An 11,736-nucleotide genomic window follows, 5' to 3' on the forward strand; every position below is an offset into this window, starting at 1 on the left:
AAGGAATAAAAATGGCAGGCAACAGCATTGGACAATTATTTAAGGTTACCACTTTTGGTGAATCACACGGTATAGCATTAGGCTGCATTGTAGATGGTGTACCGCCTAATATGGAACTCAGTGAGGCAGATTTACAACCTGACTTAGATCGCCGCAAACCAGGTACATCACGCTACGCAACACCTCGCCGTGAAGACGATAAAGTGCAAATTTTATCTGGTGTGTTTGAAGGTAAAACAACAGGAACTAGCATTGGTTTAATTATCAAAAATGGGGATCAACGCTCACAAGATTATAGCGACATTGCAGAAAAATTCCGCCCTGGGCACGCTGATTATACCTATGAATATAAATACGGCATTCGTGATTATCGTGGAGGCGGCCGCTCCTCTGCTCGTGAAACCGCAATGCGTGTTGCAGCAGGTGCAATTGCCAAAAAATATTTACGTGAAAAATTCGGCATTCAAGTACGTGGATATCTTTCTCAAATCGGCAATATTAAAATATCCCCAAAAACCGTTGAAAATATTGAGCAAATCAACTGGCAAGCAGTAAACAGTAATCCGTTTTTCTGCCCCGATCCTATCGCCATTCAGGGCTTTGATACTTTAATTCGTGAACTGAAAAAAGAGGGCGATTCTGTGGGGGCAAAACTCACAGTAATCGCAGAAAATGTACCCGTTGGATTAGGTGAGCCAGTTTTTGACCGCTTAGATGCTGATCTAGCACACGCTTTAATGTCAATTAATGCGGTAAAAGCGGTTGAAATTGGCGATGGTTTTGCTGTTGTCGAACAACGAGGCAGTGAACACCGTGATGAAATCACCCCAGAGGCATTTCTTTCTAACCACGCTGGGGGGATTTTAGGCGGTATTAGTTCTGGTCAACCAATTCTTGCTCACATTGCGTTAAAACCAACATCCAGTATTACGATTCCAGGAAAAAGTGTGAATAAAAACAATGAGCCTGTTGAAGTCATTACCAAAGGCAGACACGACCCTTGTGTGGGTATTCGTGCTGTGCCCATTGCAGAAGCAATGGTCGCCATTGTGTTATTAGATCATATGCTAAGATTTAAAGCACAATGTCGATAATGCCTAATGACATTACAGGATAAAATATTTCCGCTAAATAGATTAGAAAAAATGAAAATATTCTTCAAACTCCTTTTTATCACAACCGTTGCTCTCACAAGCACTCAAACTAACGCAACACTATGGGAAAAAATCAAAACACCCATACGAGGAAAAGCCCAATCTATTGGCGGATATAGTAACGGCTGTATTATTGGAGCAACACCTTTAGCCTTACAAGGTGAAGGCTACCAAGTAATACGCTCAGCGAGAAATCGTTACTATGGGCACCCAGAATTACTGGATTACCTCATTAACTTAGGCAAAAAAACAAAAGCGGCAGGCATTCCAACTATTTTAATTGGCGATATGGGAATGCCTGCTGGCGGGCGTTTTGCCTCAGGTCACGCCTCTCATCAAACAGGGCTTGATGCCGATATTTGGTTAAGATTCGGACCGATGGACAACCAAACTGCACGCAACCCAGCAGGGCTTGCAACTATTATGGTTAACCGAAATACACAACGAGTTTATGACAATTTATGGCAGCAACAACATACCGACTTAATTAAACTTGCCGCCTCAGACAATCGAGTAAACCGCATTTTTGTAAACCCCGCTATTAAAGTAAAACTCTGTCAAACAGCAGGAAATGATCGTGCTTGGTTAGCTAAAATCCGCCCTTGGTATGGACACGATGCCCATTTCCACATTCGCTTAACTTGCCCTGCTGATGCTACAAGTTGCGAAAACCAAGCACCTATTCCAGCAGGCGATGGTTGTGGCAAGGAACTTTACTCCTGGTTCGAGCCGAAACCAGATACAGGCACTCCAGCGACAAAAACATTACCAACTCCGCCTGTTCAATGTCAGATGATACTTTCTGAACAAGGTTTAAACTAATTTGCCAAAAAATCGTTATTTCTAACCGCTTGTACAAGCGGTTAATTTTCTTTAAAAATTAACAACTATGCGTTTATTTGTAGCCGAAAAACCAAGCCTCGCTAGAGCAATTGCTGATGTATTACCAAAACCGCATACACGCGGAGATGGCTTTATTCAATGCGGAGAACACGATACCGTCACTTGGTGTATCGGTCATTTATTAGAACAAGCCGAACCCGATGCGTATGACGAACGTTTCAAAATATGGCGAATGGAACACCTCCCCATCGTGCCTGAACAATGGAAACTCACTCCTAAAAAAGAGACATTAAAGCAATTTAAAGTGGTCGAAAAACTCATTAAAAAAGCAGATATTTTAGTGAATGCGGGTGACCCAGATCGTGAGGGGCAACTGCTAGTGGATGAAGTGTTTGGCTACCTCAACTTACCACCAGAACGCAAAAGCCAAATTCAGCGTTGCCTAGTAAGCGATCTCAATCCAACTGCGGTAAGCCGAGCAATTCAAAAATTGCAAAAAAATAGTGATTTTATACCGCTTGCAACCTCTGCCCTTGCCCGTGCTAGAGCCGATTGGCTCTATGGAATCAATATGACCCGTGCTTACACCCTTCAAGGTCGCTGGGCAGGCTACAAAGGCGTATTATCAGTTGGGCGAGTGCAAACCCCTGTGTTAGGGCTGATCGTTAGACGAGATCTTGAGATTGAGAATTTTATCCCGAAAGATTATTTTGAGGTATTTGCCCACCTTCTTGTGCCTGAAACCCAAGAAAAATTTAAAGCACAATGGCAACCAAGTAAAGCCTGCGAAGATTATCAGGATGAAGATGGGCGTGTGCTATCACTCCCACTTGCCGAAAATGTGGTAAAACGCATAACCAATCAGCCTGCCAATGTTACTGACTATCAAGACAAAATTGAAAAAGAAGCAGCCCCTTTACCCTATTCACTTTCTGTTTTGCAAATGGATGCAGCGGGAAAATATGGATTGTCTGCACAAGCTGTGCTAGATATTTGCCAAAAATTATACGAAACGCATAAGCTGATTACTTACCCACGTTCCGATAATCGCTATTTACCCACTGAGCATTTTAACGACAGATTTAAAGTAATGGCCGCTATCATCCATCATTTAGCTGAATACCAAGACAAGCCCGATGTCATTGATTCTAACCGCCGTAATCGTTGTTGGAATGACAAAGAGGTAGAAGCACACCACGCAATAATTCCTACCGCTAGACAAGGCACAATACATTTAACCGAAAACGAAAAACGCATTTATAAGCTGATTGCTCGTCAATATTTAATTCAATTTTGCCCTGATGCCGAATATCGCAAAAGCAAAATTGATCTTGAAATTGCAGGAGGCAAATTTACCGCACAAGCTCGCCATTTATCGGTTGCAGGTTGGAAAACCCTATTAGGGAAAGAAGATAATTTTGATGACGCTCAACCAGCTCTACCAGTCGTGAAAAAAGGACAAGTTTTACACTGCGAAAATGGCGAAATTATGAGTAAAAAAACACAACCACCTCGCCATTTTACTGACCGCAGTTTACTTTCTGCAATGACGGGAATTGCTCGTTTTGTACAAGATAAAGAATTGAAAAAAGTACTAAGAGAAACTGACGGTTTAGGCACAGAAGCAACTCGTGCAGGGATTATTGAATTACTATTTAAACGAGGTTTTTTAACCCGTAAAGGTAAAAATATTCACAGTACAGAAGCTGGCAGAACGCTTATCAATGCCTTACCTGACTCCGCTACCCAACCTGATATGACCGCTCATTGGGAAATGCGGTTGAACCAAATCAGTAAAAAAGAGACAAGCTATCAGAAATTTATGTTTGAATTAAATCAACAACTCCCCCATTTATTGCAAAGCCCAAATCGTCAAATTTTACAAAATTTGGCAAAAATCACACCGCTTGCAACTCAGTCTAAGAAAAAATATTCCAAAAGATCATAAAAATTGCTGAAAATTAAATCAAGCGTTTAAAAATCAACGTTTGCCTCTTGTCAAAGAGAAGTAAATTCTATATTATTCACGCCATTGCAATTTTCGCATAAAGAATAATATAGAGAATAAATTAATGTTAATTAATGTACTAACCATTATTTATCTTGTTGTTGCAGTTTTACTCATCGCATTCGTATTAATGCAACAAGGTAAAGGTGCTGATGCAGGAGCCTCTTTTGGTGCAGGTGCTTCAGCAACTGTTTTTGGTTCAGCTGGTTCAGCTAATTTCTTATCAAGAACAACTGCTTTATTAGCAACTATTTTCTTCGCTATTAGCTTAGCAATAGGCAACTTAAGTTCACATACTAAAGCACCAACAAGTCAATTTGAAGACTTAAGTAATGTTGAACAAAAGCAAGTAGAACCTGTAAAAATAGAAAATAGCGATATCCCTCAATAATCGCTTAACATTAAAAAGAATAAAGCTCTGGTGGTGGAATTGGTAGACACGCCATCTTGAGGGGGTGGTGGACACAGTCCGTGCGAGTTCAAGTCTCGCCCAGAGCACCATTTAACTAAATTTAGCTCAACGAAGCTAAACTAAAAAGCCTTAGAAAGCCTGTAAAATCAACGTTTACAGGCTTTTTTGTTATCTTAGCTAAACGCAACTAAACGCTTCTAATCGCAAATTATTGTAACCAAAATTGTAACCACGATTTATAATGGTTACATCGAGTCTCTTTTTATGGTTACTACATTATGGCTAAAGTTATCAAACCGCTTACCCCTACCCAAATAAAAAACGCAAAGCCTAAAGATAAAGAATACTCTTTATCAGATGGCGATAACCTATTTTTATTGATCTTGCCTAGCGGCTCTAAAAGTTGGCGGTTTAATTATGTACGCCCCATTACAAAGAAAAGGACTAAAATCTCACTTGGTTTATTCCCTGATATTTCACTTGCGGAAGCTCGTGCTATTCGTGATGAATACCGTGCTTTATTAGCAAAAGGGATAGATCCACAGAAAGAGCAAGAGAGAATCCAACAAGAAGCCGAAAATCGAGTAAACGACACCTTCCGCAATGTTGCCGAAAGCTATTTCAATGGCATTTACAAAGAGAAAGCGAAAAATCCGCTTACCCGTGAAAAGAATTGGATAAGGCTAGAAAATCATATATTCCCCTATATTGGCGATAAACACGTTGAAGAAATCAAAGTAAAAGCCCTTGTTGATATTTATGCCAAAGTAGCAGATAGAAGCAACACATTAAAAAAACTTCATCAGCTTGTATCTGCTGTAATGGATCACGCCATTACGCAAGGCATTATAGAAAGCCATAACTGCCGATTAGCCATTAAAAACTTTTATATCAAGCCGTCTAGCCCCAATCCAACGATTAAGCCTGAAGAATTACCGCAGCTATTTACTGATTTAAATAATGCTAAGTTATCAAAACAAACTTACGCCCTTGTTTGTTGGTCGTTCTTGACTGCTCTACGCCCAAATGAAGCCGTTAATGCTGAATGGAAAGAAATAGACTTTGAGAAAAAGCTATGGAATATCCCTAAAGAGAAAATGAAAGGAAAAGCAGATAAAAAACGCCCTCACGCTGTGCCGTTATCCTCCCAAGCGTTAAAGATATTAGAGATGATGAAAATGTACTCTAATTCTAGTCCTTTTGTTTTTCCAGGTCGTTCATCAAATAGTAAACCAATGAGCAACGCAACGGTAAATTCAACATTAAAAAGGAATGGATATAAAGATAGACTAACCGCACACGGTATTCGGGCATTTGTGAAAACATTTCTATCTTCTCGCAAAGTAGATCGCCACGTTTCCGAAAGTATATTATCCCATTTATTAGAAGGTGGAGATGATTTAGAAAACACATACAACCGATATGATTTTTTAGAAGAGCGTGTGCCAGTAATGCAGCTTTTAGGTGATTATTGCGAACAGTGCGGAATGAATTTAGAGTTAGTTCGGGGTTAGGGAGGTAAAATATATGATTTTAGTCGTCACGTCATCACTTTCCCCACCTTCTCCTTTAAAATCAAATAGTTAAGTGGTGATGACTGGTTTTAAAGTCATCATTAAGTCATCACAAAAAGGTGATGACCTAGAAAAAAAGAGGGGTTTCCCCCTCTTTGCTAATTCAAAATATCACTTTGAAAGTCATCAAAATTTTTGAAATGAACGTTTGTTCGTTGCCCTTTATTCGTCTTTCGTTTTGTGAAATCGTGCTTATTGCCGTGTTGCTTTACTGCTTGCTCAATACCTACTACAAAAGTATTTAAGCCTAGTTCTAGCACATTCTTAGCCTTAACAAAGGCTAAATATGCCGGATAAAGGTGCGTTCTTATTTTGTCGTGTCCAAGCGTGTTGCCAGTTCCGATATAAAGCCCGTCTGTATTTTCTGTTGTATATAGATACTCGAAAAAATCCGTTAATGGGTCAGACTGCTTTTTAATCTCCAACGCCTCTAGGCTCTCTTTTTGCTCCTCTAAGGCTCTTTTAGCTTCGAGTGGGTCAGGGAAGGTATCAAGCACTTTACGGATAATGCCCCCTATCTCTAATGTAATTTTATCCATAAAATACGGATCACGTTCATTTTCAGGCGGTCTTTTATTAAAACGGAAATTGACAATCCGCCTATCTATACCGCCATTCCGTTCTGTCCATTTACAAGGGTCGTTATTGACGATCATAATCATTGCCGCAATTCTTGCGTTAAATGGGTGCTTGTTCTTCGGATCGACTCGCACCATATCACCGCCAGTAATCGCTTTCAATCCGCCACCATCTCCAGCGTATTTCGTTTGCTCGGAACAGATAATCAGCTTTTTATCTTCCAGCCCTGCGATTTTGCGTTCATCATCAAAGTTTTCTAGCCTTGCTGAAGCTGTGTTCTTTTCTCCAGCTAATAGTGTCGCAATGCCAGCAAATACCGATTTACCGCTTCCGCCTTTCCCTGTTACTTGGAAGAATACTTGCCAGTTGTAGCGGTTTGTTAAAATCGCATAGAGAGCGGCTAGAATGTTCTTCGCCTTGTCTTGCTTGCCGTCTGATACAAAGTTAAGCCATTGATCAAAGTGTGGTGTTTCGGCTACGTTCTCGTCATAGCTATGTGGAATATAAGCCGTTAGCCAGTTTTGGCGGTTATGAGGTTCAAATAACAATGTATTCCGATTTAATACGCCATTATCAAAAGCAATTAAATCACCAGCAACTTCCCCCATTAATGGCAGTTGAATTTCCATCGTTTCCAACAAAGCATTCACCGATTTTTTACTATATCCTATCTCGTTCTCTTCCAAAAAGGTAACTACACTTCGGTTTATCTGCTCTCGTTCTACTTTTTCCCATATTTTGCCGTTATATGCGTGTATTTCACGGCTACCACATTGAAAAGCAAGATCTAAACCTAGCCATTTTTGAAAGGCTCGGGCTTTATCGTTGGTTCGGTCGCTTTCCTTTATCTTCGGTTTTTCCGCCACACTTCCGCCATTTTCAGTACGCAATCGGGCGATATAGCCGCTCGCATTTTCTTCAAGCTGTAGAGCTTCGTCATAGAATACGACCGTTTCAGCGGCGGAATACTTAGCGAGATTTTGACAGATGGCGGATTTCTCCGCCTCTGTGAGTGTACCGGCACGGTATATTGCCACATTGCCGACCTCTAACGCCAACTTCAAGCGGTCAATTTCTCGCAATTCTTTACTACCTAGAATGATAGGCTGATAATTCGCTTCGGCTTTCGTCCACTCTAGCACGGTTTGCTGTTTGGTTTTATTCCACGCATTGCCACCGGCAATAATATAGGCTTCGTATGGCTTGCCTTTCGGTTGTTTATCTACAAAAGGAGCGTTTCTTAGTTTAGTCATCGTTGCCCCCTGTTGTTTGAGGGTGTGCGGCATTGCCTGATACCCTTTCAAGCTCAATGTTGCAATAAATACCACTCTTGCGGTTCTCTTCCGCCACCTCTAAGAAATGCTGAACGGCTGAAATAGCGGTTTTGATAGTGCTTGTACTCGTGAAAAACTCTTCGGGTTCATCGCTCTCGTTGTTCGGGCTGTCGTTTTGGATTAGCGTTAAAATCGCCTTGGCGTAATTTAGTGACCAGTCAATTTTGCCCGCCTGTTCTTGAGTTAAAGCGATATGGGTAGGAATAGCTCGATTACGCATTTTTACCTCCCTCTTGATTGAAATCTAAATCTTCCATATCACATAAAGCAGAATGTAAAATGCTATAAACGCCTTCTAAGGCCAGCGATATATCTACGCCGTCCATTTCTTGAAGGCGTGATTTTGACATTGCTTGAAGAATGGTTGCCGCTTGCCAGCATTTAGCAATGCCTTTGTTGAATTGTTTTTGTTGATTACGCATATTGCCCCCCCCTCAAAACGTGGAGAAGATACAATGGCGGAAGTTGTGCCAATTAAGGCTTTGTAAAATAGGGTTGGTTTGTTCATAGTGTCGTATGTTTTAGTTAGTGAATAAAATGACTTATCGCTTTGTGAAAGGTGCGATAAGGGTTCAACTGCTACATACGAATAGCCCCCCTTATTCGTGCTTAAAGCCTTATTTCGGGGTGTCGCCCTTACCGCTAATTCTGAATAGATCTTGGGTGTAGTAAGCCCGTGATATTGGTGAATTTTAGGTAAAAAAAGACCGCTTGTATCACGCTTGCGGTTAGCGTCGTATGTAGTAGTGAGGTCATTATGACCGCAACTCCCCACATTTGGCAAGCTGTTATTTTGTTCAGTATCGCAAGCGGTCGGATTTTGTGAATTATTTACAAGCGGATTGCGTAAACGTGCCACTAGAAGCGGTTTAGAGGCAAATTGAACACGGCTTAAGGCTTCGGCTTTGTTGTTGGCGTGTACGGTAATTTTCAGGCGTTTTGAGCCTAGTAAAAGGAATTTGTAGATCATCGCTGATAGCTCCAAAGTTAAATTTTGAGGGGCTACCGCTAAACTTCTCAGGGTTTGGGCGGTAACGTGTAACGGGCTGAGAAACTGCGAACTTTGGAACACAGCAAAGGGCGAACCTTTCCCGCTACACGCTACCATTGATAGAATTTGGGTGTGTCCAAAAACCGACATACCTAATTCATAAAGACACTCTGAACCTCTAAGGGTTTCTAGGTGTTCTTTAGGTGTGCGTGTGCCACGAACAAAAAAAGCACGGTTTAAAGGCGTGCTACTGTCCGCCAAAGTTTGATTATTCGAGTTCTCAGGCTCGACAGCCGATTTTGCGACTGCGAGGATAGAATAAATCGAATTTTTACTTTTTGAAAATGAAATAATTTCAAGTTTATTGATTTTTGTATTAATTTTGCTAAAATAGCATTGCTTTATGAATACAGGCATATTCGTGAAGTCCTTTAATTGAAAACCAGTGTTACTGTGTGCCACGTCCACTGATTTTGATCTTGTTCGTATTGGTATTGATTAAATAGCTCCAAGTCGTGAGGCTTGGAGTTGTTTTTTAGCTGTTTTTAATGGTTACAATAAATTCGCCTATTTCAGGTAATTTAAAGAGAATTAAAGCGAACATTCCGCATAACACTAGGAACCATATAAACCGCTTAACTGTTGCTGATTTATCCATTAGTTCTAACATTTGATTAAACTCCTTTGATATTTTAAAAATCATTTATCCCCCAGCGATTGAGAGATATGCCAGCACAATTCCTAAAAGCAAAATTGGTGGCGGTGGAATTAGTCGCATTTTTCGCTCCTCCTAATCCGTAAATTTGCCTACTTGTTTTTTCAGCTCCTCTTTCAGAATATTCACATCTGCCGCCACTAATAAAACTTGATCTTCAATGTAAGATAAATTTTCGTCTGCGGTTGCTTGTTTACGTTCGCCAGTTGCGGTATTAGTCCAGTAAATAGGCTTACCATTTCTTACGCTGTCAATATAAGTTAAAAGGTTGTCTAACTCTTTGGCTATGCTTGTGAATGTAATCATTCTGCCTCCTTCTGTTTAACTGCTGTAGATTGGAATCGAGAATAAGCCCGTTGTTGTTCTTCTGCCGCCAGCTCCCCGCCTTTTGCCGTATAAATCGCAATCACTTGCTTTAATTGCTTAAGATTGGCAATTTCATAGCGGTAATACTGCCCCGCACCGTCTTTTGTGCTTTCTCGTGTACGTTTTACTTTTTCGGTTAAGTGGTTGCGTTCAAGTTCGCTAATATAGTTCCGGGCGGAAGTCATATTCATCGCATAGCCATCAATACCGCTAACACTTGCCACGATTAGGCGATGAAGGACTTTTAAAAATTGGGTTGGTTTTCTTGCTTTTTCCATCTTCCGCCACCTTAAGCTCGTGCTGCTTTCTGTTCTTCAATCCAGCTATTCACTTCTGCTAAATCCCAGCGGATAAAGTTTTCAGAAAATCGGATCGGTTGTGGAAATTGATTGGCTTTTACCAGCAAATTTAGTTTTGTTCTGCCAAAGCCAACAATGGCGGTTACTTCTTTTCCGCTAATTAGTTTTTTTGATTGGGTTTGTGATTGGGTCATAAAAATTCCTCTTCATTCGTTCAGTTATTTAAAACGCTGTGGCGTTTCGTTGAGTTGTTCGAACGGGAGGAATAATAAACCCGCCAAGGCGGCGGGTCGGTGCATTTACACTTTTGGGTGGTGCATTTGCACCTATACATTTTGAAGAGAGTTTTTTGCGGCGGCAAATTTGCCTTTGAGATTTCTTTCAGATAAACCTGAATAGCCTTGATAATGGTTTGATAAGTATTCAATTAAGGCGTTTTGGTTTTCAAATTTATCACTTTGTAAACTAGTTTCAAGTAATGCTCCAATGATGTTTAAGTAAGCGGTTTCGGATTTTTTAGCTATTTCATCTTTAGGCGATATTTGCTCTAAAGCATTAGCGTGCTGCTCTTTTATAATATCTATAGCATTCAATAATCCGTCTTTAGATATTAAAATCTCATCTCTTGGCAATAACAAGCCTTGTTCAAAATAAATGATTAAATTTTCAGTTTTAAAGGTATCTTCATCTTCTTCTATTAATTCATCTTCTATTAATTCCTTAATGGATTCAATGTGTAAAGAATTATCAGCTAAAACTTTCAAACCATATATTTTAAAATCCTCTGATATTTCCACAAGCTCTTTAGGTATTTGAAAATAACCATTTCCACTTATATTTTCTCTTGTTATATATAGATTATTTTCGTCATCTCCTATAATAGATAAAAAGGCATTATTTACTGGATTAGAAAATAAATCTATTGGGTGTGATTTTATTGATTTTTTGAAAGTAAATAAATCTATTTCTCTTTCATTTATATTTTTAACACGCAAGCAGAATCTGAAATAATCAGACAAATAGAAATCTATAATATCTCTTTGGGTAAAAGAGTTAGTTTTAAATAATTCATTTAATAAATGAACCGCATTTTCTATAGAATAGAAATCTTTAGAAAATATCATATAAACGCCCCTTTCGCATTTAGTCCTTATAGAGGGAATGCACCAACAAGATAAGGTTTCTTGCTTTCGGGGATCAGCCTAGGTGCATTATATTAGGTTATTCTTTGCCCTTAATTTGTAGATTAATACTAAAATCTTCTCCTTTCGGGGTTGTGTAAGTAATTTCTGCTTTGAGTGGATTATCTTTGGTTGGAATAGCCGCACGAATTACATCAAAAAAGCTGCTTATTACGCTTGAAAGTGTGCCGCTTTCCTCCTCTCTGTTCGGGAAGAGTGGATCGTAGTCTTTCATAAAACACCCCCTTAGTAGAAATAACCGTTTCCCTTATTTTGTGGG

15 protein-coding genes and 1 tRNA gene are annotated in these 11,736 nt (G+C 39.9%); 6 read left to right on the forward strand and 10 right to left on the reverse strand.

Annotation, left to right across the window (positions count from 1 at the left end; translation table 11 throughout):
- Nucleotides 1-11: 11 nt before the first annotated feature.
- The 6 genes from aroC to HV560_RS07750 all read left to right on the forward strand — a co-directional run bounded on the left by aroC (nucleotide 12) and on the right by HV560_RS07750 (nucleotide 5,931).
- A complete protein-coding gene (gene aroC, locus HV560_RS07725; protein WP_176812580.1) occupies nucleotides 12-1,094 on the forward strand; it encodes a chorismate synthase in 1,083 nt (360 codons plus the stop codon).
- 51 nt (nucleotides 1,095-1,145) lie between these two features.
- Entirely contained in the window at nucleotides 1,146-1,976 is an 831-nt protein-coding gene (gene mepA / locus HV560_RS07730; RefSeq protein ID WP_176809992.1) for a penicillin-insensitive murein endopeptidase, read from the forward strand.
- A 67-nt stretch (nucleotides 1,977-2,043) separates the two neighbouring features.
- A complete protein-coding gene (locus HV560_RS07735; protein WP_176812581.1) occupies nucleotides 2,044-3,945 on the forward strand; it encodes a DNA topoisomerase III in 1,902 nt (633 codons plus the stop codon).
- 124 nt (nucleotides 3,946-4,069) lie between these two features.
- Nucleotides 4,070-4,396: a preprotein translocase subunit SecG gene (gene secG / locus HV560_RS07740; protein WP_176808510.1), complete on the forward strand. Its 327-nt coding sequence runs from the start codon at nucleotides 4,070-4,072 to the stop codon at nucleotides 4,394-4,396.
- 24 nt (nucleotides 4,397-4,420) lie between these two features.
- Nucleotides 4,421-4,506, forward strand: a tRNA-Leu gene (locus HV560_RS07745).
- Nucleotides 4,507-4,695: 189 nt separating this feature from the next.
- Entirely contained in the window at nucleotides 4,696-5,931 is a 1,236-nt protein-coding gene (locus tag HV560_RS07750) for a tyrosine-type recombinase/integrase (RefSeq protein ID WP_176812582.1), read from the forward strand.
- Nucleotides 5,932-6,089: 158 nt separating this feature from the next.
- Here the strand turns inward: HV560_RS07750 and HV560_RS07755 are convergent, their stop codons facing one another.
- The 10 genes from HV560_RS07755 to HV560_RS07795 all read right to left on the reverse strand — a co-directional run bounded on the left by HV560_RS07755 (nucleotide 6,090) and on the right by HV560_RS07795 (nucleotide 11,691).
- Nucleotides 6,090-7,823: a DNA primase family protein gene (locus HV560_RS07755; protein ID WP_176812583.1), complete on the reverse strand. Its 1,734-nt coding sequence runs from the start codon at nucleotides 7,821-7,823 to the stop codon at nucleotides 6,090-6,092.
- A complete protein-coding gene (locus tag HV560_RS07760) occupies nucleotides 7,816-8,124 on the reverse strand; it encodes a hypothetical protein (RefSeq protein ID WP_238348713.1) in 309 nt (102 codons plus the stop codon). Before HV560_RS07760 ends, HV560_RS07755 begins: the two co-directional genes overlap by 8 nt.
- Entirely contained in the window at nucleotides 8,117-8,254 is a 138-nt protein-coding gene (locus HV560_RS07765; RefSeq protein ID WP_176811871.1) for a hypothetical protein, read from the reverse strand. Before HV560_RS07765 ends, HV560_RS07760 begins: the two co-directional genes overlap by 8 nt.
- The gene (locus HV560_RS07770; RefSeq protein ID WP_176812584.1) at nucleotides 8,218-9,312 is read right to left on the reverse strand and encodes an ash family protein; all 1,095 of its coding nucleotides are present in this window, start codon (nucleotides 9,310-9,312) and stop codon (nucleotides 8,218-8,220) included. The genes HV560_RS07765 and HV560_RS07770 overlap by 37 nt, the downstream gene beginning before the upstream one ends.
- 118 nt (nucleotides 9,313-9,430) lie before the next feature.
- Nucleotides 9,431-9,565 (reverse strand): hypothetical protein, encoded by a 135-nt coding sequence (locus HV560_RS10455; RefSeq protein ID WP_256437770.1) that lies wholly within the window; start codon nucleotides 9,563-9,565, stop codon nucleotides 9,431-9,433.
- 120 nt (nucleotides 9,566-9,685) lie between these two features.
- Nucleotides 9,686-9,916 carry a hypothetical protein gene (locus tag HV560_RS07775; protein WP_176812585.1) on the reverse strand — a complete coding sequence of 77 codons (231 nt, stop codon included), beginning with the start codon at nucleotides 9,914-9,916 and terminating at the stop codon, nucleotides 9,686-9,688.
- Nucleotides 9,913-10,254, reverse strand: coding sequence for a hypothetical protein (locus HV560_RS07780; protein ID WP_176812586.1), 342 nt, complete (start codon nucleotides 10,252-10,254; stop codon nucleotides 9,913-9,915). Before HV560_RS07780 ends, HV560_RS07775 begins: the two co-directional genes overlap by 4 nt.
- Nucleotides 10,255-10,265: 11 nt before the next feature.
- Nucleotides 10,266-10,469, reverse strand: a complete 204-nt coding sequence (locus HV560_RS07785; protein WP_176812587.1) for a helix-turn-helix transcriptional regulator — start codon at nucleotides 10,467-10,469, stop codon at nucleotides 10,266-10,268.
- Nucleotides 10,470-10,601: 132 nt separating this feature from the next.
- The gene (locus HV560_RS07790; RefSeq protein WP_176812588.1) at nucleotides 10,602-11,399 is read right to left on the reverse strand and encodes a hypothetical protein; all 798 of its coding nucleotides are present in this window, start codon (nucleotides 11,397-11,399) and stop codon (nucleotides 10,602-10,604) included.
- A 97-nt stretch (nucleotides 11,400-11,496) separates the two neighbouring features.
- The gene (locus HV560_RS07795; protein ID WP_176812589.1) at nucleotides 11,497-11,691 is read right to left on the reverse strand and encodes a hypothetical protein; all 195 of its coding nucleotides are present in this window, start codon (nucleotides 11,689-11,691) and stop codon (nucleotides 11,497-11,499) included.
- Between the last annotated feature and the right edge of the window lie 45 nt (nucleotides 11,692-11,736).

The sequence above is a fragment of the Mannheimia pernigra genome (assembly GCF_013377995.1).
In the GTDB taxonomy this organism is placed as follows: Bacteria; Pseudomonadota; Gammaproteobacteria; order Enterobacterales; family Pasteurellaceae; genus Mannheimia; species Mannheimia pernigra.

Bases quoted from the DNA above. Each gene is read 5' to 3' on its own strand.
- aroC (WP_176812580.1), top strand. From the start codon at position 12: ATGGCAGGCAACAGCATTGGACAATTATTTAAGGTTACCACTTTTGGT.
- mepA (WP_176809992.1), top strand. From the start codon at position 1,146: ATGAAAATATTCTTCAAACTCCTTTTTATCACAACCGTTGCTCTCACA.
- HV560_RS07735 (WP_176812581.1), top strand. From the start codon at position 2,044: ATGCGTTTATTTGTAGCCGAAAAACCAAGCCTCGCTAGAGCAATTGCT.
- secG (WP_176808510.1), top strand. From the start codon at position 4,070: ATGTTAATTAATGTACTAACCATTATTTATCTTGTTGTTGCAGTTTTA.
- HV560_RS07750 (WP_176812582.1), top strand. From the start codon at position 4,696: ATGGCTAAAGTTATCAAACCGCTTACCCCTACCCAAATAAAAAACGCA.
- HV560_RS07755 (WP_176812583.1), bottom strand. From the start codon at position 7,823: ATGACTAAACTAAGAAACGCTCCTTTTGTAGATAAACAACCGAAAGGC.
- HV560_RS07760 (WP_238348713.1), bottom strand. From the start codon at position 8,124: ATGCGTAATCGAGCTATTCCTACCCATATCGCTTTAACTCAAGAACAG.
- HV560_RS07765 (WP_176811871.1), bottom strand. From the start codon at position 8,254: ATGTCAAAATCACGCCTTCAAGAAATGGACGGCGTAGATATATCGCTG.
- HV560_RS07770 (WP_176812584.1), bottom strand. From the start codon at position 9,312: ATGCCTGTATTCATAAAGCAATGCTATTTTAGCAAAATTAATACAAAA.
- HV560_RS10455 (WP_256437770.1), bottom strand. From the start codon at position 9,565: ATGTTAGAACTAATGGATAAATCAGCAACAGTTAAGCGGTTTATATGG.
- HV560_RS07775 (WP_176812585.1), bottom strand. From the start codon at position 9,916: ATGATTACATTCACAAGCATAGCCAAAGAGTTAGACAACCTTTTAACT.
- HV560_RS07780 (WP_176812586.1), bottom strand. From the start codon at position 10,254: ATGGAAAAAGCAAGAAAACCAACCCAATTTTTAAAAGTCCTTCATCGC.
- HV560_RS07785 (WP_176812587.1), bottom strand. From the start codon at position 10,469: ATGACCCAATCACAAACCCAATCAAAAAAACTAATTAGCGGAAAAGAA.
- HV560_RS07790 (WP_176812588.1), bottom strand. From the start codon at position 11,399: ATGATATTTTCTAAAGATTTCTATTCTATAGAAAATGCGGTTCATTTA.
- HV560_RS07795 (WP_176812589.1), bottom strand. From the start codon at position 11,691: ATGAAAGACTACGATCCACTCTTCCCGAACAGAGAGGAGGAAAGCGGC.